This is a genomic window from Pedococcus sp. P2_D7, assembly GCF_056404295.1.
Genome location: NZ_JBFUEH010000008.1, coordinates 1 through 21,531, shown reverse-complemented (window position 1 = coordinate 21,531; position 21,531 = coordinate 1). Strand labels below are relative to the sequence as shown.

Annotated in this window: 16 protein-coding genes; 7 read left to right on the top strand and 9 right to left on the bottom strand. The window is 71.0% G+C overall.

Features of this window, described 5'->3' with window-relative positions:
- Positions 1 to 39 precede the first annotated feature (39 nt).
- Both AC1DWJ_RS17785 and AC1DWJ_RS17780 read left to right on the top strand, forming a co-directional pair.
- Positions 40 to 1,407: a transaminase gene (locus AC1DWJ_RS17785; RefSeq protein ID WP_477621530.1), complete on the top strand. Its 1,368-nt coding sequence runs from the start codon at positions 40 to 42 to the stop codon at positions 1,405 to 1,407.
- Between the two features lie 115 nt (positions 1,408 to 1,522).
- A complete protein-coding gene (locus tag AC1DWJ_RS17780) occupies positions 1,523 to 2,131 on the top strand; it encodes a hypothetical protein (RefSeq protein WP_477621529.1) in 609 nt (202 codons plus the stop codon).
- Positions 2,132 to 2,433: 302 nt separating this feature from the next.
- On the opposite strand, the gene AC1DWJ_RS17775 is transcribed toward AC1DWJ_RS17780, so the two are convergent.
- Positions 2,434 to 4,386 carry a S53 family peptidase gene (locus AC1DWJ_RS17775; protein WP_477621528.1) on the bottom strand — a complete coding sequence of 651 codons (1,953 nt, stop codon included), beginning with the start codon at positions 4,384 to 4,386 and terminating at the stop codon, positions 2,434 to 2,436.
- A gap of 431 nt (positions 4,387 to 4,817) precedes the next feature.
- On the opposite strand from AC1DWJ_RS17775, the gene AC1DWJ_RS17770 reads away from it, so the two are divergent.
- Both AC1DWJ_RS17770 and AC1DWJ_RS17765 read left to right on the top strand, forming a co-directional pair.
- Entirely contained in the window at positions 4,818 to 6,728 is a 1,911-nt protein-coding gene (locus tag AC1DWJ_RS17770) for a hemagglutinin (RefSeq protein ID WP_477621527.1), read from the top strand.
- A 198-nt stretch (positions 6,729 to 6,926) separates the two neighbouring features.
- Positions 6,927 to 7,883 carry a cupredoxin domain-containing protein gene (locus tag AC1DWJ_RS17765; RefSeq protein ID WP_457253227.1) on the top strand — a complete coding sequence of 319 codons (957 nt, stop codon included), beginning with the start codon at positions 6,927 to 6,929 and terminating at the stop codon, positions 7,881 to 7,883.
- Between the two features lie 116 nt (positions 7,884 to 7,999).
- Here the strand turns inward: AC1DWJ_RS17765 and AC1DWJ_RS17760 are convergent, their stop codons facing one another.
- On the bottom strand, positions 8,000 to 10,003 hold the full coding sequence (locus tag AC1DWJ_RS17760) for a TIGR03960 family B12-binding radical SAM protein (RefSeq protein ID WP_477621526.1): 2,004 nt from the start codon (positions 10,001 to 10,003) through the stop codon (positions 8,000 to 8,002).
- A gap of 109 nt (positions 10,004 to 10,112) precedes the next feature.
- On the opposite strand from AC1DWJ_RS17760, the gene AC1DWJ_RS17755 reads away from it, so the two are divergent.
- Positions 10,113 to 11,006 carry an SGNH/GDSL hydrolase family protein gene (locus AC1DWJ_RS17755; RefSeq protein ID WP_477621525.1) on the top strand — a complete coding sequence of 298 codons (894 nt, stop codon included), beginning with the start codon at positions 10,113 to 10,115 and terminating at the stop codon, positions 11,004 to 11,006.
- 106 nt (positions 11,007 to 11,112) lie between these two features.
- Here AC1DWJ_RS17755 and AC1DWJ_RS17750 read toward each other — a convergent pair whose 3' ends face one another.
- Complete coding sequence (locus tag AC1DWJ_RS17750) at positions 11,113 to 12,255, bottom strand: alpha/beta hydrolase (RefSeq protein WP_477621524.1); 1,143 nt, start codon at positions 12,253 to 12,255, stop codon at positions 11,113 to 11,115.
- 229 nt (positions 12,256 to 12,484) lie between these two features.
- On the opposite strand from AC1DWJ_RS17750, the gene AC1DWJ_RS17745 reads away from it, so the two are divergent.
- Both AC1DWJ_RS17745 and AC1DWJ_RS17740 read left to right on the top strand, forming a co-directional pair.
- Positions 12,485 to 12,658 carry a hypothetical protein gene (locus tag AC1DWJ_RS17745; RefSeq protein ID WP_457253231.1) on the top strand — a complete coding sequence of 58 codons (174 nt, stop codon included), beginning with the start codon at positions 12,485 to 12,487 and terminating at the stop codon, positions 12,656 to 12,658.
- Between the two features lie 28 nt (positions 12,659 to 12,686).
- A complete protein-coding gene (locus tag AC1DWJ_RS17740; protein ID WP_477621523.1) occupies positions 12,687 to 13,349 on the top strand; it encodes a protein-L-isoaspartate O-methyltransferase family protein in 663 nt (220 codons plus the stop codon).
- Positions 13,350 to 13,352: 3 nt separating this feature from the next.
- On the opposite strand, the gene AC1DWJ_RS17735 is transcribed toward AC1DWJ_RS17740, so the two are convergent.
- From AC1DWJ_RS17735 to infB, 6 genes are all read right to left on the bottom strand, one after another.
- Complete coding sequence (locus AC1DWJ_RS17735; protein WP_477621522.1) at positions 13,353 to 15,203, bottom strand: AMP-dependent synthetase/ligase; 1,851 nt, start codon at positions 15,201 to 15,203, stop codon at positions 13,353 to 13,355.
- 121 nt (positions 15,204 to 15,324) lie between these two features.
- Positions 15,325 to 16,503, bottom strand: a complete 1,179-nt coding sequence (rodA, locus tag AC1DWJ_RS17730; protein ID WP_457253235.1) for a rod shape-determining protein RodA — start codon at positions 16,501 to 16,503, stop codon at positions 15,325 to 15,327.
- Entirely contained in the window at positions 16,467 to 17,426 is a 960-nt protein-coding gene (locus tag AC1DWJ_RS17725; protein WP_457253236.1) for a bifunctional riboflavin kinase/FAD synthetase, read from the bottom strand. Before AC1DWJ_RS17725 ends, rodA begins: the two co-directional genes overlap by 37 nt.
- Positions 17,427 to 17,436: 10 nt before the next feature.
- Positions 17,437 to 18,351, bottom strand: coding sequence for a tRNA pseudouridine(55) synthase TruB (gene truB / locus AC1DWJ_RS17720; protein WP_457253237.1), 915 nt, complete (start codon positions 18,349 to 18,351; stop codon positions 17,437 to 17,439).
- A complete protein-coding gene (rbfA, locus tag AC1DWJ_RS17715; RefSeq protein WP_457253238.1) occupies positions 18,338 to 18,853 on the bottom strand; it encodes a 30S ribosome-binding factor RbfA in 516 nt (171 codons plus the stop codon). Before rbfA ends, truB begins: the two co-directional genes overlap by 14 nt.
- A gap of 105 nt (positions 18,854 to 18,958) precedes the next feature.
- A partial coding sequence (gene infB / locus AC1DWJ_RS17710) for a translation initiation factor IF-2 (RefSeq protein ID WP_477621521.1) occupies positions 18,959 to 21,531 on the bottom strand: 2,573 nt, incomplete at its 5' end.

Sequence of the window (21,531 nt, the reverse complement as noted above, 5' to 3'; positions counted from 1 at the left end):
GGGTGCGGCCGGCCACCTCCCGGTCCTAGCGTGTCCCCCATGGCAGACCTCGACCGCGCCCGGCTGGCCACGCTCCTCGACGGCGAGCAGGCGGCATACACCGCACGGCACCCACGCAGCCGCGCCCTCTTCGAGGAGGCGGGCAACCTGTTCGGGCGGGTGCCGATGACGTGGATGAACATGTGGTCCGGCGGCTTCCCCCTCTACCTCGACCGGGCCTCGGGCAACCGCGTGACCGACGTCGACGGCCACACCTACGTCGACTTCGCGCTCGGCGACACCGGCGCGATGGCGGGGCACTCCCCCGCCGCGACCGTGGCCGCCGTGCAGCAGCGTGCCGGCGAGCTCGGTGGGATCACGACCATGCTCCCGACCGCTGACGCCCAGTGGGTGGGCGCCGAGCTCGAGCGACGGTTCGGTATGCCGTTGTGGAGCTTCACGCTGTCGGCCACCGACGCGAACCGGTGGGCCATCCGGCTGGCCAGGCTCGCGACCGGCCGGCCCAAGGTCCTCGTCTTCGCCTACTGCTACCACGGGTCCGTGGACGAGGCGTTCGCGCTGGCCGGTCCGGACGGCAAGGCCCAGAGCCGTCCCGGCAACGTCGCGCCCCCGGTCGACCTCGACCTCACCACCCGCGTCGCGACGTGGAACGACCTCGCCTCGGTCGAGGCCGCCCTGGCCCACGGCGACGTGGCGGCGGTGCTCACCGAGCCGGCCCTGACCAACATCGGGATCGTCCTGCCCGAGCCAGGGTTCCTCGAGGGCGTGCGTGCGCTGGCCACGGAGTACGGCTCGCTGCTCATGGTCGACGAGACCCACACCTTCTCGGCGGGCTGGGGCGGCGCGACGACCGAATGGGCCCTGGAGCCGGACGTCCTGGTCATCGGCAAGTCCATCGGTGGTGGGATCCCGTGCGGCGCCTACGGGTTGTCGCGAGAGGTCGCGCAGGCGGTCACCCGACACACCGACGCGGGCGACGCCGACATCGTCGACGTGGGCGGCGTCGGCGGGACCCTCGCCGGCAACGCCCTCTCGACCGCTGCCATGCGGGCCACCCTCGGCGAGGTGCTGACGCCCGACGCCTTCGCGCACATGACCGAGCTCGCGACCGCCTTCACCACAGGCGTCCAGCAGACCCTCGACGAGCTCGACGTCCCGTGGTCGATCAGCCGGCTCGGCGCCCGGGCGGAGTACCGCTTCGCCTGTCCGGCGCCGCGCTCCGGCGAGGAGTCCGCGGCGGCGGCCGACGACGCCCTCGACGCCTACCTGCACCTCGCGATGGCCAACCGGGGCATCCTCATGACGCCGTTCCACAACATGGCGTTGATGTGCCCGGAGACCTCGCGGGACGACGTCGACCTGCACACGCGGGTCTTCCGCGAGGTCGTCGGCGCCCTCTTCGACTGACCGCTCAGCGCAGGGCCCGGTTTGTCCGGTGACGGTGCCCGGCGCCCGGCGTAACTTCGGGAGTCGGACCACTTCGCTGGGAAGCGGCCCCTGCGAGAGAAGCGGAGGGTATGCGGTGTTCATCCAGATCATCCAGGGAAAGTGCCGGGACGCGGACCGAATGCACCGGCTGACCGACGAGTGGCGCGAGCAGCTGGGACCGACGGCCGAGGGCTGGCTGGGTGGGACCTACGGCATCACCGACGACAGTGAGTTCGTGGGTGTGGTGCGGTTCGAGAGCCGCGAGGCCGCCGCCAGGAACTCCACCAGGCCCGAGCAGGGTGAGTGGTTCACCAAGATGCAGGAGTGCTTCGACGGCGACGTCATGTTCCACGACTGCGACAACGCGCAGATGTTCCTCGACGGTGGGTCCGACGACGCGGGCTTCGTGCAGGTCATGCAGGGCCGGCTCAGCGACCCCGAGCGGTTCCGGCGCTTCATGGACCAGCCGATGGACATGCTCCAGGAGCAGCGGCCCGAGATCATCGGCGGCACCATCGCCATCGACGAGGACGGCTTCTTCACCGAGACGATCGCGTTCCGGAGCGAGGCCGAGGCACGGATGGGCGAGCAGAAGGAGATGCCCGAGGAGAGTCGTCGCGAGTTCGAGTCCGAGATGGCCCAGGTCAGCGACATGCGCTACCTCGACCTGCACCAGCCCTGGTTCGCGAGCCGGATGGGCTAGCTCCGACCACCCGTTCGGGTGGAAACGTAGGCCGCCCGCTCAGCCCTGGCGCGAAGCCTGGGCGAGCGGGCGGCATACCCCAGCCCTCTCCGCACGAGCGGCTGGGGGGTGGCACCAGCAGGCGGGTGAAGGGGACCCGACCACTGGTGCGCGGCGGTCTGGAGGAGGCGACCGCGGCCACTCACATTGGACAACGCGGCGGGGTCATCCTCCGATGACAAATGTCACCGGTTCCATGTGAGTTCCCTGGGAGTGGAGCACCGACGGGCGGGTGAAGGGACCCACCCGCCGGTGCACGGCGGTCAGGAGGAAGCGACCGCGTCAAGCCACGCCTGCCCGTTGGGGACACCGACGCCGGTGACATCGTCGTACCCGGGGCGGACGTGGATGGTCAGGGCGGCATCGCTGTCGAAGGTCCGCTCGCTGTAGACGTAGCCCGCCGAGGCGTCCACGCCGTTCACGTAGTCGGACCGGACGTCACCGGGGTAGGCGGCGAGGTCGGTCTTGGTGATGTCGATGCTCGAGCTGCGAGCGCCGTAGAGCACCGGGTTGGCCAGCCCGAACTCGTGTCCGGCCTTCTGCTCGGCCAGCGCGAACATGCCCGCGTAGAGCGGAGAGGCGAGCGAGGTGCCGCCGATCCGGTACTCGGAGTAGTGCTGCGAGCCGTCCGGGAAGGTCTGGGTCTCCCCGACGAGCATGCCCGTGTTGGGGTCACCGAGCGCCGCGACGTCGGGCACCGCACGCATCGCGCCGCCACCGTAGGTCTGCGAGATGGCGCCGGGCACGACACCCGCCTGGTAGGACGGCTGCGCGAACAGTCGCGAGGTGCCACCGCCGCTTCCGTAGAGGAAGGCGGGGGTGTTCCAGGTGGTCGTGGCCTTGTTCAGCGTGCCCTTGGCGGTCTCCCACCCGAGCTCGAAGACGCGGCCGTTCGACTGGGAGACACCAGCGCTGGTGCCACCGACTGCCGTGACATAGGGGCTCGAGGCCGGCCAGTCCGGCGTCGGGGTCGCGCCCGCGACAGCGCCGGTCTCGTCGGCGCTGTCACCCGAGGAGAAGAACAGCGTGATGCCCTCGGCGGCGGCCTGGAGCTGGGTGTCCAGCGACGGCTTGATGGTGCCGGCCGGGAGGGCCTCACCGCCGTAGCCGTAGGAGTTGCTGACGATGTCGGCCAGGTGCTGGTCGACCACCTTGTTCATGATCGCGTCGAGGTCGCGGTAGTTGTTCGGGGCACCGATGTACGTGATGTCCGCCCCCGGGGCCATCGTGTGGACGGCCTCGACGTCGAGGGTCTCCTCACCGGCCCAGCCCTGCGGGTCCTGCTTCGGGTTCTCCGGGCGGTTGTAGGTGCCCGGTGCCACGACCTGGGTGAAGTGTCCGTTGAGCGACGGAAGGCCGTGTGCCGCGGAGTAGGTGTTCGCGTCCTGCAGGATCGTGGGCGAGGCGTAGGCGTCGATGACGCCGACGGTGACGCCGCGTCCGTCGTTGCCCGAGCCGATCGCCCCGGTCATGCCGTAGAGGCCCTGGAGCTGCGCCCCGGCATACCCCTTGGGCGCGAAGGCGCTCGGCGAGGACGGCAGCGGGGTGCCATCGGGGGTGGGGGTGTTCTGCACCGTCTTCTGGCCCCAGTAGTCGCTGGTCGGCTGGGCGTTGCGGAACAGCGCCGGGCCGGGGGTCACCTTGTCCTGGCGGGCCAGGGTCTGCGACTCGTCGAGCCCGACCACGCCCTCCACTGCGGTGAGGGACGCGGGCACCTTGAGCGCGGTGGTGTTGCCCCGCACCGTCTTGCCCTCGGTCCGGTACTCCGCGAAGGACGTGTCGAACGCCTTGGCTGCCTGGGCGAGCGTCCCCGTGGCCTCGACGTACTTGTGGTTGGCCGGGAGTGCTCCGACGGTGAAGCCCTGGGTCTTGAGCCAGGACGAGACGGTGTCGACATCGGCCTGGGCGGGCGAGAACCTGGCGCGGAACTGCGCCGGGGTCAGGAACTTCTGGTAGCTGGCGCTGCCGGGGGTCGAGACCGAGCTGGCGTATGCCGCGGCGGCGTCACCACCCCGGTAGTTGAGGTACACGCGGAACGTGACCTGCTGGGTGGCGTCGGTGGACGCGGCACGGTTCTTCGCGACGGCCCACGACGGGACGCTGCCGGGCAGGGCGTGGGGCCCGGCAGGGGCGGCCAGCGCGGAGCCGGCCGATGCTGCGGTGACCAGGGCTGCTGCACCGAGGGCGGCGCAGGTGGATCTCGACAGACGGGACATGAAACCTCCGGGACGGGGTGGCCGGGCCGGCCGGGTCTCGGCCGCCCACGGGTGGAGCCGTTTCATTCGACACCGGGGTCTCGGCCCGACCCGATGACAAATGTCACCGGTTTGATGGGAGTTCCCTGAGAGTCGGCCAGGGCGATCTTGCGGCACAGAGGTCCACGGGCAACGCAATCTCTTACTGAAACAACCACTTTGGGCACTTCCTCCTGCGTCATATGGCGGTCACGCACACACCCCGAGGCACCTAGCGTGGGACCCGGCACCCGACGACCGTGCCCGACGACCCCACCGCCCTCGGACCCCCTTCTCGCCTTCTGGGGGGCTCCCCCGACGACGGAGCCGCGGTCCACACCGCCGACGCGATGTCCTGCCCCAGCCCCATCCGGCTGGGGTTCATCAGGAATGGAGGAGTCATGGCGCTACGCATGACCGTCGCACGGGACGGACGCAGGAGCACACGCAGGACGCGCCTGAAGGCGGTCCTCGCCATCACCGGCCTGGTCGTCGCGGGAGCAGTGGCCCTCCCGCAGGTGGCGTATGCCGCCGACGGGCCGTTCACCATCGACGGCACCATCCCCGATCCCAACACCACCGAGCTCCCCGACCCGTTCGGCAACGTCAAGGAGCTCGGACCCAAGAACTCCAACGTCACGAAGATCGGGGTCATCCACGGCGCAGCACTGCCGATGCTCGACACGACCAACCCCAACGGACAGGTCGACCTGCGTCGTGCGTGGCTGGACACCGAGCGTGACACCGGCACGCAGCACGACTGGCTGTACTTCGCGTGGGAGCGCGATGCCAACAGTGGCAGCGGCTTCATCGCCTACGAGTTCATGCAGAACGCCGCTCCCGCGGGCTGCGCCTACGACACCGCCACCGATGCGCAGCTCATCGCCGCCTGCAACCCGTGGGCGAACCGCAAGGCCGGCGACTTCATGATCCTGTGGGACCAGCAGGGCGGCAGCAAGGACCTGTTCCTGCGCACCTGGTCGGGCACCTCGCCCAACCTCGTCCTGAGCGCCCCGAGCCAGCTCAACGCCGCCGTGTCCCAGGCGGAGTACAGCGCCGACGGGTTCCGCGGCGAGGCTGCGGTCGACCTGACCGCGACCATCTTCGGCGGCAGCACCGCCTGCAAGGTGTTCGCCAACACCATCCCGAGCACGGTGACCGGCAACTCCGACACGGCCGACTACAAGGACACCATCCTCAAGAACGCGCCGCCGATCACCAACTGCAGCTCCACCACCGTCACCACCCCGAAGCAGGGCGATGGCACCGCCATTCCGGCCGGTGGCCTGTCGATCGGCTCCGGTGTCGTGTCCGTCAAGGACTCCGCGCTGGTCAGCCTCACCGGTGGTACCTCCACCCCAGCGGGCTCTGTCGCGTTCTCCCTGTGCAAGGTCGACTCGCCAGGACTGTGCACCTCCGGCGGGACCTCGGTCGGCTCGACGAACCTGACGGGTGCGGCCTATCCCGTGACCGTCGTGTCGCCGATCGCCTACGTGACCTCGGCAGGCCGGTACTGCTGGCGCGCCGTCTTCAGCGGTGACACGGCCAACGGCATCCCCGGGTCGTCCGACTCCTCGGCGGGTGAGTGCTTCACCGTCAACCCGGTGACACCCACCCTGGCGACCACGGCCAGTGCGAGCGTGATCCTCGGTGGCTCGGTCAGTGACAGCGCCACGCTGAGCGGCCTGGCCACCCAGCCGGCCAACCCGGTCATCAACCTGACCGGCACCGGCGGCGCGGCTGCCGGCGGAACGGTGACGTTCACCCTCTTCGGGCCGGCCAACTGCACCACGGTGGCCTACACCTCGGCTGCCGTGACCGTCTCCGGCAACGGGTCGTACTCGACCCCGACACCTCAGTTCGTCCCGACGGCGCCCGGGACCTACCACTGGGCGGCCTCGTACAGCGGCAACCTGCCCAACAACAACGCCACGACGCACAACACCGCGTGTGACGACACCAACGAGGACGTCGTCGTGACGACCGTGCCCTCGTCGCTGACCAGTGCGCAGACCTGGGTGCCGAGTGACTCGGTGACCGTGTCCGCCACCGGTGGCGGCGCCATGGCCGGGACGGTGTCGTTCGAGTTCTTCACCAACGGCACGTGCAACGGCACGAGCGCCTTCTCGACGACGAAGGCCGTCGCCGGCGCCTCGCCGCAGACCGTCCTGTCGGGCAACGCCCCGGCGCAGACGGCCTCCGGGTCGTTCTCGTGGCGGGTCAGCTACGACAGCACCAACCAGGGGCAGCGGGACATCCCCGCCAGCTGCCACGAGACGTCGAGCCTGACCGTCGCCAACGGCGGGACGATCTCGAGCCCGTGACGTACTGAACGCACTGGTGGGCCCGGCCGCCCSGCGGCCGGGCCCACCACTGCGTCCGGTTCCGGGAAATCACCCAAAGGCATGACGTCATGCCCGGGCAGGGCGAGCACCCTTGAGACGGAGTGCACGCGCTGAAGGGGCACGGGCAATCCGACGCGGTCGTGACCGCGGCCGTGAACCGCGCCCTGAGGAGCACCCATGTCTGGGAAGTCAATGCTGCGACGGCTCGTTCTGGCCGTCATCTCCGTCACCGTCCTCACCATCCCCTTTGCCGTGGGCTCGAATGCCTCGGCGGCGGCCCCCAGCCCCGCCACGTGGCACGTGCGCGTCGGCGCCGAGACCCCCGACATGGCCGTCACCGCGATGGCCTTCCTGCCCAAGGACATCTGGGTCGACGCCGGCGACACCGTGCACTGGACGTCGAACAGTGCGGAGCCGCACACCGTGACCTTGCTCGCGCCCGGGACGGCGCTCCCCGAGTTCAACCCGTTCGACCCCTCCCAAACCGCGGCCCAGGGATCGTCGGCCTACGACGGCACCGCCTACGCCAACTCCGGCATCATGGCCACGCAGCCGATCTTCGTCTTCACGGACCCAGCCACCGCCTATGACCTGACCTTCACGACCACCGGCGACTTCACGTACTACTGCCTCCTGCACGGCCTGATGATGACGGGCACCGTGCACGTCCGTGCGGCTGGGACCGCCTACCCCTACACCCAGCAGGACTACGACCGGGTCGGCACACAGCAGGCCAACGCCGCGATCAACCGCGGACGGGACGCCTGGCGCGAGGCCACCCAAACCCATGCCACGACCGGCTCGCGCGTGCTGGTCGGCATCGACGGAGAAGGCTTCGGGGTCTCGCGGTTCGTCCGCGACCGGCTCGTGGTGCACGTGGGAGACACGGTGTCGTTCTCCGTGGCCGGGCCGGGCGCACCGCACACGGTGACCTTCGGGCAGGAGCCTCCGGGGCTGGCGATCCTGGCACCCTCCGGTGACCCGACCCACTTCGCCGGCGGGGACCTCAACAGTGGGGTGCTCGCTCCTGGCGCGCCGTTCGACGTCACCTTCACCACGGTGGGCAGGTTCCACTACATCTGCGCCATCCACGACGACATGGGCATGGTCGGGGACGTCGTCGTCGTTCCCTGACCCGCGCCGAGGGTGAGCCCACCCGACTCGCGCAGCTGGGCTCGCCCTCGACGACCCCTGCGATCCGTCCATCGACGGACCCCAGGCGCGGCGGAGGTGTCACCCGCGAGGTCGGCTCAGTGGGCGTGCGCCTCGGCCATCGCCGCACGCCCTGAGCCCAGAACGGTCAGCGGCAGCAGGGTCTTGCCAGTGGGCCCGACCTCGATGTCGGTGCCCATCTGGGGGCAGACACCACAGTCGAAGCAGGGCGTCCAGCGGCAGTCGTCGACCTCGGTCTCGTCGAGGGCGTCCTGCCAGTCGGCCCACAGCCACTCCTTGTCGAGACCGGAGTCGATGTGGTCCCAGGGCAGCACCTCGGTCTCGCCGCGCTCGCGCGTGGTGTACCAGGCGACGTCGACGGGCAGGTCGGCCAGCGCGGTCTCGGCAGCGGTCATCCACCGCTCGAACGAGAAGTGCTCGCTCCAGCCGTCGAACCGCCCGCCGTCACGCCAGACCTGCTCGATCACCCGGCCGACGCGACGGTCACCGCGCGACAGCAGTCCTTCGACGATGCCGGGCTTGCCGTCGTGGTAGCGAAACCCGATCGAGCTGCCGTAGCGACGGTCGGACCTGATCGCGTCGCGCAGCTTGGCAAGCCGGGCGTCGGTCTCCTCGTCGCCGAGCTGCGCGCACCACTGGAAGGGCGTGTGCGGCTTCGGGACGAACCCACCGATCGAGACGGTGCACCGGATGTCGCGGCGACCCGAGACCTGGCGGCCGGTCTCGATGACCTTCTTGGCGAGCTCGGCGATCTGGAGCACGTCCTCGTCGGTCTCGGTCGGGAGGCCGCACATGAAGTAGAGCTTGACCTGGCGCCAGCCCGCTCCGTACGCCGCGGAGACGGTCTTGATGAGGTCTTCCTCGGTCACCATCTTGTTGATGACCTTGCGGATCCGCTCGCTGCCGCCCTCGGGGGCGAAGGTCAGGCCGGAGCGCCGGCCGTTGCGGGTCAGCTCGTTGGCGAGGTCGATGTTGAACGCGTCGACGCGGGTGGACGGCAGCGACAGCCCGGTCTGGGTGCCGTCGTAGCGGTCGGCCAGTCCCTTGGCGATCTCGGCGATCTCGGAGTGGTCGGCGGACGACAGCGACAGCAGGCCGACCTCCTCGAACCCGGTCGCGGCCAGGCCCCGCTCGACCATCTCGCCGATCCCGGTGATGGAGCGCTCGCGCACCGGACGGGTGATCATGCCCGCCTGGCAGAACCGGCAGCCGCGGGTGCAGCCGCGGAAGATCTCGACCGACATCCGCTCGTGCACCGACTCGGCCAGCGGCACCAGCGGCTGCTTGGGGTACGGCCACGCGTCGAGGTCCATGACGGTGTGCTTCGACACCCGCCACGGCACGCCGTGGGCGTCGGGCTTCGGCGCGACCCGCTGGATCCGCCCGTCCGGTAGGTAGGACACGTCGTAGAGCGACGGCACGTAGACCCCGCCCGTGCGCGCCAGGCGCAGGAGCAGCTCGTGCCGGCCACCCGGCATACCCTCGGTTTTCCAGGCGCCGATGTGGTCGGTCACGGCCAGCACGGCTTCCTCACCGTCGCCCACGATCGCGGCATCGACGAAGTCGGCGACCGGCTCGGGGTTGAACGCGGCGTGGCCCCCGGCGACGACGATCGGGTCGTCGTCGGTGCGGTCGACCGCGTGCAGCGGGATGCCAGCGAGGTCGAGGGCGGTGAGCATGTTGGTGTAGCCCAGCTCGGTCGAGAACGACAGGCCGAGCACGTCGAAGTCACGGATCGAGCGGTGGGCGTCGACGGTGAACTGCGGCACGCCGGACTCGCGCATCAGCGCCTCGAGGTCGGGCCAGACCGCATAGGTCCGCTCGGCCAGCGCATCGGGGCGCTCGTTGAGCACTTCGTAGAGGATCATCACGCCCTGGTTGGGCACGCCGACCTCGTAGGCGTCGGGGTACATCAGCGCCCAGCGGGTGGTGAGCTCCTGACCCTGCGGGCCGTGGCCACCGCAGTTCCAGTCCTTGACCGTGGAGTTCAGCTCGCCCCCGACGTACTGGATCGGCTTGCTGACCTGCTCGAGCAACGGCTCGAGCAGCGGGAAGACGGAGGTGCCGGGGGTGGAGTCCATGATGGGACAAGGGTAACGGCGGCACCGCTGAGCACCGAAAACGAGCTGTCCCACGGTCGGGGTGCGGGCTCCCACGCTTCTCCCAGCATCGGTTCCTAGCATCGCGCGGGTGTCTCGTCACCGGGTGCCGCCCACGGTCGTGGCCGGCGGAGTCGCCGTCGCGGCGGTGGTCGTCGCCCTCGCGGCGGTGGTCGGCGTGGTGGGGTGGCGAGCGCCCAGCGGTGCGGCACCGCGGTCGATCCACTCGGCACGCCCCAGCAGCCCCGCGCGCCCCAGCAACCCCGCACGCCCCCCCAGCTCCGCAGCGCCCACGCAGAAGGCGACGTCGTCCATCCCTAGCCCCCTCTCCGTCGTGGGGGTCGGCGACTCGGTGACCGCCGGGTCGAACTGCGACTGCGCACCCTTCATGGAGCGGTTCGCCGACCTGCTCTCGGCCCGCGACGGTCGGGCCGCGACGGCGACCAACCTGGGCACCCCCGGCCTGACGACCGGCTCGCTCGCCACCCAGCTGGCGCAGCCCGGACCGGCCAGGTCGGTGGCGAGCGCCGACACGGTGGTGGTCACGATTGGCGCCAACGACCTCGTGCCGCTCGAGGACCGGTGGGAGGGGGCCGGCTGCGGCACCGCCTGTGTGGCCCCCGCCGTGGCGTCGATGGCCCGAGGGCTCGCCGGCGACCTGGCCAGGATCAAGGCGCTCGGGTCGGCCGGCCAGAGGGTCGAGGTGACGACCTACTGGAACGTGTTCGAGGACGGTGACGTCGCCGATCGGCAGCGAGGTGCGGGCTTCGCCGACTGGAGCGACGGCGTGACCGTGGCTGCCGACCGGGCGATCTGCGCGACGACACGGACCTTCGGTAACACCTGCGTCGACCTCTACGCGCCGTTCCTCAGTGCCGACGGGAACCGCAACCCCACGCCGCTGCTGTCCTCCGACGGCGACCACCCCGACGCCGCGGGTCACGACCTGATCGCCCGCACCCTCCTGGCGGCCACCCCGCGCTGACCCCGATCTGACATTTGCCTTGACCCCGGCCTTCACGCCGGCCCTGACACCGGCCCTGACACCGGACCTGACACCGGATCTGACCCCGGACCTGACGACGGGGCGGTCAGGACCCGAGGTGGGCGGACAGGAAGTCCAGGGCGCGCGGCATCATGGCCGACCACGCCGTGAAGTTGTGGCCGCCGCCAGGGATCACGACGGTCGTCACGGACATGGGGGCGTGGACCAGGGCCACGAACCTGCGGGTGTCACGGAGACCGGTGCCGCTGACCTCTCCCGTCCCGATCGTCGCGAAGAGCGAGACCGGCGGTGCCGGCTGGTGCCGCAGCAGCCACTCCGGGTCGTTCAGGTCGCGCAGCACGGCGGAGCCACCCCAGAGATCGCCGGTCGTGCCGTCCTCGAGCGTGTGGTAGTACCCGGAGAGGGCCGCGCCGGTGGTGAAGACCGAGGAGTGCGTGAGGAGGAGCTTGGCGGCGCAGTAGCCACCGGTGGAGTCGCCCATCGCTCCCCACCCCACGGGTGACACCCGCAGGTCCTGGGAGATCGTCCGCGGGACGTCCTCCCCCAGGAAGGTCAGGACCTGGGGTCCGGCCGGGACATCGGTGCACTCGGTGTCGCGCGGTGGCGCGGCGGTCGGTCGCAGCATCACCAGGACCATCGGCTTCGCCCGGTGCGCCTGGAGCTGCGAGAGGAGGACGTCGGGGTACTGCATCCGCGCGACCATGGCCCGCGTGGCGCCCGGGTAGCCGCTCATCACCTCGACTCCGGGGAACCGCTTGCCCGAGTAAGCCTTCTGGAAGTACTGCGGTGGGAGGTAGACGGCGGCAGCCTCGGACAGCCCGCTGTGAGCGCCCACGACGGTCAGCGCCTCGACCCGCCCGCGGGTCGCCCACTGGGTCGGCGTCGACCACGAGCCGATGCCGGCGAGGGAGGGGTCGAAGCTGGCGGCGCGGGGCGGTCTGCTCTGGTGCCGTGCGACGCGGGTGGTCGCGGCGTGGACGACCGCGCTGCCGGAGACCGACCTGCCGAGGAGCTCGGACCAGGAGCCGTAGAAGTAGCCGTAGTCGTTGAGGGCCGCGGCGACGAACAGCACGGCCGCGAGCTGCCCGGCCACCACGAGTCCGACGCGCTGCCCGGCCCGGGCCGGCTCCGGCCCACGCACGCGCGACCACACGAGCAGGGTGAGGACCGTGCAGGCCACCGTCGCGACACCCAGCGTGACCAGCAGGGGCCATCCCAGCAGGGGCATGTCACGCGACCTCCGACCTGCCCCGACCCCGGAGCTCCGACCCAGCGTGCGCGTCGTGGATGGGAGGCGGCTGCGACCCGGCTGGGGGTTGGCTGGGAGCCAGGCGTGTCGCTACCCCATGCAATAGGCGAGTTAGCGCCGGCGCCAACTCGCCTTTTGCATGAGATGGCGACGGGCGAAAGGGGGGGAACTCAGGCGGTTCCCAGAGTCGCGTCCTAGCCTCGCCGTCATGCGCGCGTCCTCGGTCCGGATCATCGCCGTCTTCGGCCTGCTGCTGACCCTGGCGGTGTCTGCCCACTGGATCGGTGGCGGCCCCGACCCGGCTCCGTCCAGCCACCCCAGCGCGAGCCACCACGCGGGCCACGCCGCCACCCCGGTCGGCTCCACCGGGTCGGTGCGCTGACCGACCCGCGCCGTCGCATACTGGAGCCGTGCCGAGCCCGGCCGAACGCGTCGCCGCGGCCATGGAGGCGGTGCCCCGCGCCCACTTCCTGCCGCCCGCCCAGCGCGCCCACGCCGACCGCGACGCGCCGCTGTCGATCGGTCACGGCCAGACGAACAGCCAGCCGACCACCGTGCGCCAGATGCTCGAGCTGCTCGATGTCCAGCCAGGTGAGCGCGTCCTCGACGTCGGCTCGGGCTCGGCCTGGACGACCGCGCTCCTCGCGCACCTGACCGGCCCGGACGGCAGCGTCACCGGGGTCGAGCGAGTGCCCGACCTCGTCGCCTTCGGTGCGGCGAACCTCGACGCCGTCGGTATGCCGTGGGCGCACGTCGAGCGCGCCGTCCCGGGCACCCTGGGGTGGCCCACGGGTGGTCCGTACCAGCGCATCCTCGTGTCGGCGCAGGCCTCCGCCCTGCCCACCGAGCTGGTGGCCCAGCTCTCCCCCGCCGGCGTGCTCGTCCTCCCGGTGGCGGGCCGGATGCTCCGCGTCCGCGCACCGGACGGACCGCCGGGCGACCCGTCGTCGGCGGGCAGTGGCGGACGGACAGCCGACAGCGGGCCGGCGGTCGAGGAGCACGGGTGGTACCGCTTCGTGCCCCTCGTCGCCGACCCGCCGGTGCGGCGTGCCGCCCCGGGTCGGGTGGTCTGACGCCTAGCCGGTGTAGTGGGCGTCGAGCGTCTCCTGGTACTTCTCGCTGACCGCCTTGCGCCGCAGCTTGAGGCTCGGGGTCAGGTCGCCGTCCTCGATGGTGAGGTCGTGGTCGAGGATCGTGAACTTCTTGATCTGCTCCCACCGGTTGAGGTTCACGTTGAGGTTGTCGACGTAGACCTGCACCATGTCGCGGGCCTCCTTCGACGTGACGATGGCCTTGTAGTCGCCGGTGACACCGTGCACGCCGGCCCACTCCTTGATCGCGTCGGGGTCGAGGGTGACCAGCGCCGTCACGAAGTTGTGGTCGGCGCCGTAGACCATGAACTGGCTGACATAGGGGCACAGTCCCTTGAAGGTCGACTCGATGAGCGACGGGGCGACGTACTTGCCGCCCGACGTCTTGAAGAAGTCCTTCTTGCGGTCGGTGATCCTGAGGTAGCCGTTGTCGTCGAGCGTGCCGATGTCGCCGGTGTGCAGCCAGCCATCGACGTCCTTGGTCTCGGCGGTGTCCTGCGGCTTGTCGTGGTAGCCCTCCATGACCCCGGGGCCACGCAGGAGCACCTCGCCGTCCTCGGCGATCCTCACCTCGGTGCCGGGCAGGGCCCAGCCCACGGTGCCGATCGCGTTGCCGTTGGGGCGGTTCACGAACGAGGCCGCACTGGTCTCGGTCAAGCCGTAGCCCTCGAGGATCGTCAGGCCGATCGAGTCGAACCAGTTGGCGATGTCCTTGTTGAGGGCCGCCGACCCGGAGATGAAGAAGCGGATCCGGCCACCGAACCGCTGGCGGACCTTGTGCAGCACCAGCTTGTCGGCGAGGGCGAGCTTCTTGGCGAGCATGCCGGTGGGCTGCTCGCCCCGGGCCCGCATGCCGGCGACCTCGCGGCCGACGGACACCGACCAGAGGAAGAGCTTCTCCTTGAGGCCACCCTCCGCCTTCATCATCATCGTGATCCGGCCGTAGGCCTTCTCGAAGATGCGCGGGGCGGCGCCCATGAAGGTCGGCTGCACGACGGCCAGGTTGTCGACGATCTTGTCGACCCGCCCGTCGATGGCGGTCGGGAAGCCGACCTGCAGCGGCAGGGTCAGCAGCACCTTGCCGAAGACGTGCGCCAGCGGCAGCCAGAGGTACTGGAGGTCGTTGGAGTTGAGGATCCCGATCGAGTCGACCGCGGCCGCCTCGTAGGTCCACGCGTCGTGGGTGAGCCGGACGCCCTTGGGGCGACCGGTGGTGCCCGACGTGTAGATGATCGTCGCGAGCTGGTCCTTGGTGAGCGCGTCGATCCGGTCGTCGACCGTGGAGGAGTTGGTGGCGAGCAGCTCGACGCCCATCTGCTCGAGCTCGTCGAGGCTGATCACCCAGTCGCCGTCGGAGGTGCCGTCGAAGGTCACGACCCGGGTGATCTCGGGCAGGTCGATCCGCCGCTCCCAGAGCTTGGCGATCTGGTCGTCGTCCTCGGCGAAGACGACGACGCTGCCGGAGTTCGCGAGGATGTAGGCGACGTCGGGCGCGATCGTCGTCGGGTAGATCGTCGTGGTCGCGCCTCCCGCACACATCACCGCCAGGTCGGTCAGCGCCCACTCGTACCTGGTCGAGGAGGCGATGGCCACGCGGTCCTCCGGGTGCACCCCGAGCGCGACCAGTCCGGCGGCCAGGCGGTAGGCGCGCTCGCGGACCTGGGTCCACGTCACCGACGACCACGAGTCGTCCTCGGCGAAGCGGAACGCCTCGGCGTTCGGCGACTTGGCCACGCGGTCCCGAAACAGGTGCGCGACCGTCTCAGGGCGCTGCTCCAGGACCGCGTCGTTGACGCGCTCGTTCTGGGCGGTGAAAAGGGGGGTGTGAGTCGACATCGACCGTCCTCGGCTCGGTGCAGGGGTTGCGGGGGATAGTGCCACGCACCGGCAGGCAGTGGGGGTGAACGAGCACGATTGTGGCCAAAAGGTTGGACGTCCTCGTATCGGCCCCGAACGGTCAGCGACGCCGCGCGGCCAGGTGGACGTTGTTGACCAGCCCGATGGCCAGCCAGCACGCGAACATGGCGGACCCCCCGTAGGACAGGAACGGCAGGGGCAGACCCGTGACCGGCATGATCCCGAGGTTCATGCCGACGTTCTCGAAGACCTGGAACAGGAACCAGACGGCCACCCCCGACGCCATCAGCCGTCCGAAGGCGTCCTGGGCCCGGGCGGCCACGAGCACCGCGCGGAGCACCACGAAGCCGAGCAGGAGCAGGAGGCCGGCGGCGCCGAGGAACCCGAGCTCCTCACCCGCCACCGAGAAGACGAAGTCGGTCTGCTGGAAGGGGATGAAGCCGCCCTGGGTCTGCCGACCCTCGAAGAGCCCCTGTCCCTGCCACCCGCCCGACCCGATCGCGATGCGCACCTGGCGGGTCTGGTAGCCGATCCCCTGCGGGTCGGCCTGGGGGTCGGCGAACGCCGTGAGGCGGTCGCGCTGGTAGTCGCTCAGCAGCGGTGTGGTGAGGGCGACGACCACCCCCGCGGCCAGGAGCGCCACGGCTGCGGCCAGCCAGCGCTTGGGCGTGCCGGCCACGGCCACCACGCCGAACGCGAGCGCGCCCAGCACCAGGGCGGAGCCCAGGTCGGGCTGGAGCATGACCAGCCCGATCGGCACGGCGGCCACCAGGACGGCCAGCAGCAGGTCACGCGCGTCCGGCTGCGCCTGCCGGTCGATCCGCTCGCCCAGGATGATCGCCAGCCCGAGGCACAGCGCGGCTTTGGCGAGCTCCGAGGGCTGCACGGAGAAACCGCCCGGCAGCAGGATCCACGAGTGCGAGCCGTTGACGGTCGAGCCGACGGGCGTGAGCACGAGCACCAGGCCCGCCACGGAGACGAGGTAGAGCAGCGGCGCGGCGGCACGCAGCCACTGGTAGCCGGTGCGGGTCACGGCCGCGGCGAGCGCCACCCCCACCGCCGTGTTGAACAGGTGCCTGGCGAGGTAGGCGGTGCCGCTCTGGTGGCGGGTCGCCGAGTAGACGAGGAGGGCACCGATCAGCGACAGGCCCAGCGCGGCCACGACCAGTCCCCAGTCGCTGCGCGACCACCGCGCAGCGCCACCGCTCGCCCTGGCCCACAGCCCGCCGTGGCGGGACCGGGTCAGGACGGGACGATCGAGGCCAGGACCTGTCGGCACGTGGTGATGTCCCCGGCCATCGCCTCGAGCAGCTGCTCGATCGAGTCGAAGCGCAGCGTCGGCCGGATCCGGTGGACGAACTCGACGGTGACCTCCTCGTCGTAGAGGTCGAGGTCGGTGCGGTCCAGGACGTAGGCCTCGACGGTCCGCAGGGTGCCGTCGAAGGTCGGGTTGGTGCCGACCGAGATGGCTGCGGGCAGGGTGCGCTCGGGGTCGTCCTCGGCCTTGGCGACGCGGGTGAGCCACCCGGCATACACACCGTCGGCGGGCACCAGCCCCAGCGAGTCGGGCGAGAGGTTGGCGGTCGGGTAGCCGAGCTCGCGCCCGCGGTGGGCACCGTGCACGACGGTGCCGGTCATGCGGTGCGGCCGCCCGAGGATGGCCGAGGCCTCCGCGATCTCGCCGGCGGCGAGGTGGCGGCGGACGGCGGAGGACGACCACCGCTCGCCGTTGCCCAGGTCCTCCAGCACGATGACGTCGAAACCGTGGGCCTCACCGAGGGCGGCGAGGGTGCCGACGTCACCGGTGTAGCCGCGGCCGAACCCGCGGGCGTCCTCGCCGACCACGATCGCCCGCACGCCGAGGGTCTCGACGAAGGTGTGGACGATGAACTCCTCGGCGGTCTGCTGGGCGAACTCCTCGGTGAAGTCGAGCACGAGCAGCCCGTCGATGCCGGTCGTGGCGAGCACCTCGTCACGCAGCCGCCCGGGCGAGATCAGCTCGAGGGTGTCGGGGTGGAAGATCGTGGCCGGGTGGGGGTCGAAGGTGACGGCGACGCTCGGCACGCCGCGCTCGGTCGCCTCGGTGACGAGCCGCGCCAGCACGGCCCGGTGGCCGAGGTGGACGCCGTCGAAGTTGCCGAAGGTGGCCACACAGGGGCGCAGACCAGCAGGGGTCGCGGCGGGGTCGGTCCAGCGGTGCACGGAGGACACTCTACGAACCGGCCGGGGCGAACACGACGTAGGCCTTGGCGAGGTGACCCGTCTCGTCGAGCATCGCGACCAGCCGGCCGTCCGGGGCGAAGGCGGCGACCGGCTCGGTGCGGCCCTGCTGGGCCGACTCCACCCGCTGGCCGTAGCCCACGGCGGTGGTCTCCTCGGTGGTGAGCTCGCGGACGGCGAACTGCGCCCGGGCGGCGTCGGCCAGGGGCGTGACCGGGATCTGGTCCGGGTCACCCACCTCGCCCAGCGCCTCGAGGCCGTGGGCCCGGTCGAGGGTGAACGCGCCGACCCGCGTGCGCCGCAGGGCGGTGAGGTGGCCGCCCACTCCGAGCGCGGTGCCGAGGTCGCGCGCCAGCGCCCGCACGTAGGTGCCGGAGCTCACCGTCACCTCGACGTCGACGTCGAGCACGGGTATGCCGTCCACGTCGCCCTCGCGGGTCGTCAGGACCTCGAACCGGCTGACCGTGACCGGTCGGGGCGGGAGGTCGACCTCCTCGCCGGCCCGGACGCGGTGGTAGGACCGCTCCCCCTTGACCTTGATCGCCGACACCGAGCTCGGGACCTGTTGGAGGTCGCCGGTGAGCTCGCGCACGGCTGCCTCGAGACGGCCCGTGCTGATGCCGTCGGCGGCCACCGCCGCGGTGACTTCACCCTCGGCGTCGTCGGTGATGGTCGTCTGCCCGAGCCGGATGGTGGCGGTGTAGTCCTTGTCGGACCCCACCAGGAAGGTCAACAGGCGGGTGGCGCGGCCGATGCCCAGGACGAGGACCCCGGTGGCCATCGGGTCGAGCGTGCCGGCGTGGCCGACCTTGCGGGTCGCGCAGAGACGCCGGGCCCGACCGACCACGTCGTGGCTGGTCCAGCCGGACGGCTTGTCCACGACGAGCAGGCCGTCAGGAGCGGGCATCCGCGCCGGAGTCCTGCGAGCCGTCGGTGCCGGCGTCGGTCGAGGCGTCGACCTCCGCAACCCCGTCGAGGTCGTCGTCCTCGGGTTCGGGCTTGCGGTAGGGGTCCGCCTCGCCGGCGTAGGTGGCTCCCGCAGCCGCGGCCGCGACGGCCTCGTCGCGCTCCTTGGCCTCGCGGAGCAGGTCCTCGAGGTGGGCGGCGGTCTCGGGGATGGCGTCGGCGAAGAAGTCCAGGCTCGGCGTCAGCCGGATCTGGATCTGCCCGCCGACGAACGAGCGCAGCCGACCCTTGTTCTTCTCCAGGAGGGCCGCGGTCTTGGCGCGCTGGGTCTCGTCACCGAACACGGTGTAGAAGACCGAGGCGTGCTGCAGGTCACCGGTCACGCGCACGTCGGTGATGGTGACGAAGCCCAGGTCAGGGTCCTTGACGATCGACTCGAGGTTCGCGGCGATCAGGGTCTTGATGCGGTCGGCGATCTTGCGGGCACGTCCGGCGTCAGCCATGCGAGGACTCCTTGCTGCTGCAGAGGGTGGTGGTACACCGGCGAAGCCGGTGGGGACGAGTGCGCGGTGCGGCCGAGGCTCTGCCCCGGCCGCACCGCATACGCATCAGTCGCGCGGCTTCTCGCGCATCTCGGACGTCGCGATGAGGTCACCGATCTGGAGGTCGTTGAACGATCCCAGGTTGATGCCGCACTCGAAGCCCTCGCGGACCTCGGTGACGTCGTCCTTGAACCGGCGCAGACCGGCGATCTCGATGTTCTCCGACACGACCACGCCGTTGCGGGTGATCCGCGCACGGGTGCCGCGCTTGATCTCGCCGCTGCGGACGATCGATCCGGCGATGTTGCCGAACTTGCTGGAGCGGAAGATCTCGCGGATCTCGGCGGTGCCGAGCTCCACCTCCTCGAACTCCGGCTTGAGCATGCCCTTGAGGGCTGCCTCGATCTCCTCGATGGCCTGGTAGATCACCGAGTAGTAGCGGATCTCGACGCCCTCGCGCTCGGCGTAATCGGCGTTCTGACCCTCGGCCCGGACGTTGAACCCGATGATCACCGCGCTGGACGCCATGGCCAGGTTGATGTTGTTCATCGTGATCGCACCGACGCCACGGTCGATGATCCGCAGGTCGACCTCGTCACCGACGTCGATCTGCAGCAGCGCGTCCTCGAGGGCTTCGACGGAACCGGACACGTCACCCTTGAGGATGAGGTTGAGGGTCTCGACCTTGCCTGCTGCGAGGGCCTCGGTGAGGTCCTCGAGCGAGATGCGCTTGCGGGCCTTGGCCAGCGAGGCCTGACGATCCGCAGACTCGCGGCGCTCGGCGATCTGGCGGGCCGTGCGGTCGTCCGGTGCCACCACGAAGGTGTCACCGGCGCGCGGCACCGAGGACAGCCCCAGCACCTGCACCGGCCGGGACGGACCCGCCTCGGTGAGGTTGTTGCCGTGCTCGTCGAGCATCGCGCGGACGCGGCCGTAGGCCGAACCCGTGACGATGGCGTCACCGACGTGGAGCGTGCCGGCCTGGACCAGCACCGTGGCCGTGGCGCCACGGCCACGGTCGAGGTTGGCCTCGATCGCGACACCGCGGGCGTCGCGGTCGGCGTTGGCGCGCAGGTCGAGCGCAGCGTCGGCGGTGAGCAGGACGGCCTCGAGCAGAGCGTCGATGTTCTGGCCGGCCTTGGCCGACACGTCGACGAACATCGTCTCGCCGCCGTACTCCTCGGCGACCAGGTTGTACTCGGTCAGCTGCTGGCGCACCTTGGCCGGGTTCGCACCCTCGACGTCGATCTTGTTGACCGCCACCACGATCGGCACGTCCGCAGCCTGGGCGTGGTTGAGCGCCTCGATGGTCTGCGGCATGACGCCGTCGTCGGCCGCGACCACGAGGATCGCGATGTCGGTCACCTTGGCACCACGGGCACGCATGGCGGTGAACGCCTCGTGACCCGGGGTGTCGATGAAGGTGATCGGACGGTCGACGCCCTCGTGCAGCTTGTGCACCTGGTAGGCACCGATGTGCTGGGTGATGCCACCGGACTCGCCACCGGCGACGTCCTCGTTGCGGATCGCGTCGAGCAGTCGCGTCTTACCGTGGTCGACGTGACCCATGACGGTCACGACCGGCGGACGCGCCTCCAGGTCCTCGTCGTCCTCGCCCTCGATGCCCGTCTCCAGGTCGATGTTGAAGGCGTCGAACAGCTCCTTCTCCTCCTCCTCGGGGGAGACGACCTGGATGTCGTAGCCGAGCTCGGCGCCGAGCAGCTTGAAGGTGTCCTCATCCAGCGACTGCGTGGCCGTGGCCATCTCGCCGAGGTGGAAGAGCACCGTCACGAGGGCACCGGGGTTGGCGTTGATCTTGTCGGCGAAGTCGCTCAGCGACGAGCCGCGGCGGACCCGGATGAGGGTCGTGCCGTTGCCGCGGGGGACGGTGACGCCACCCAGCGACGGAGCCTGCATCTGCTCGAACTCCTGGCGCTTCGCACGCTTGGACTTGCGTCCGCGCACGGGACGGCCACCACCGCGGCCGAAGGCACCTGCGGTCGAACCGCGACCGGCGCCACCGCGGAAGCCACCGCCACCGGGGCGACCGGCGAAGCCGCCGCCACCGCCGGGGCCACCGGGACCACCCGGGCCACGACCGGCACCGGCACCGCCGGGGCCACCGGGGCCACGCGCGCCACCACGGGCGGGACGGTCACCGGGACGACCGACCGCACTGCGGTCGGGCATCATGCCGGGGCTGGGACGGGCACCGGCCGGACGCGGTCCACCGGGGCCGGCCGTGCCACCCGGGCGCGGACCGGCTGCGCCGGGACGGCTCTGGGGACGGGGCATGCCCTGGCTGGGCGCGAACGGGTTGTTGCCCGGACGGGCGCCACCCTCGCGGCCGCCACCCTCACGGGCGCCGCCTTCACGGGGCGCGCCTTCACGGGGCGCGCCTTCACGAGCGGCCGGGCCGCCGTCGCGACCGGTGCGCATGCCCTGGCTGGGGGCGAACGGGTTGTTGCCCGGGCGCGGGGCGCCGGGACGAGGTGCCGAGGCACCGGGACGGGGCGCGTTGCCGGGCCGCGGGGACGCCGGCACGCCGGGACCCTGCTGACCACCGTCACGCGCGGACTGGACGTCTGCCCGGGCCGCGGGGGCCTCGGGAGCGGCCGGAGCAGCGGGAGCCGGTGCGG

What these genes read in the sequence shown, in the direction of transcription:
- AC1DWJ_RS17785 (WP_477621530.1), top strand. Translation starts at nt 40, where the DNA reads ATGGCAGACCTCGACCGCGCCCGGCTGGCCACGCTCCTCGACGGCGAG.
- AC1DWJ_RS17775 (WP_477621528.1), bottom strand. Translation starts at nt 4,386, where the DNA reads ATGTCCCGTCTGTCGAGATCCACCTGCGCCGCCCTCGGTGCAGCAGCC.
- AC1DWJ_RS17770 (WP_477621527.1), top strand. Translation starts at nt 4,818, where the DNA reads ATGACCGTCGCACGGGACGGACGCAGGAGCACACGCAGGACGCGCCTG.
- AC1DWJ_RS17765 (WP_457253227.1), top strand. Translation starts at nt 6,927, where the DNA reads ATGTCTGGGAAGTCAATGCTGCGACGGCTCGTTCTGGCCGTCATCTCC.
- AC1DWJ_RS17760 (WP_477621526.1), bottom strand. Translation starts at nt 10,003, where the DNA reads ATGGACTCCACCCCCGGCACCTCCGTCTTCCCGCTGCTCGAGCCGTTG.
- AC1DWJ_RS17750 (WP_477621524.1), bottom strand. Translation starts at nt 12,255, where the DNA reads ATGCCCCTGCTGGGATGGCCCCTGCTGGTCACGCTGGGTGTCGCGACG.
- AC1DWJ_RS17745 (WP_457253231.1), top strand. Translation starts at nt 12,485, where the DNA reads ATGCGCGCGTCCTCGGTCCGGATCATCGCCGTCTTCGGCCTGCTGCTG.
- AC1DWJ_RS17735 (WP_477621522.1), bottom strand. Translation starts at nt 15,203, where the DNA reads ATGTCGACTCACACCCCCCTTTTCACCGCCCAGAACGAGCGCGTCAAC.
- truB (WP_457253237.1), bottom strand. Translation starts at nt 18,351, where the DNA reads ATGCCCGCTCCTGACGGCCTGCTCGTCGTGGACAAGCCGTCCGGCTGG.
- rbfA (WP_457253238.1), bottom strand. Translation starts at nt 18,853, where the DNA reads ATGGCTGACGCCGGACGTGCCCGCAAGATCGCCGACCGCATCAAGACC.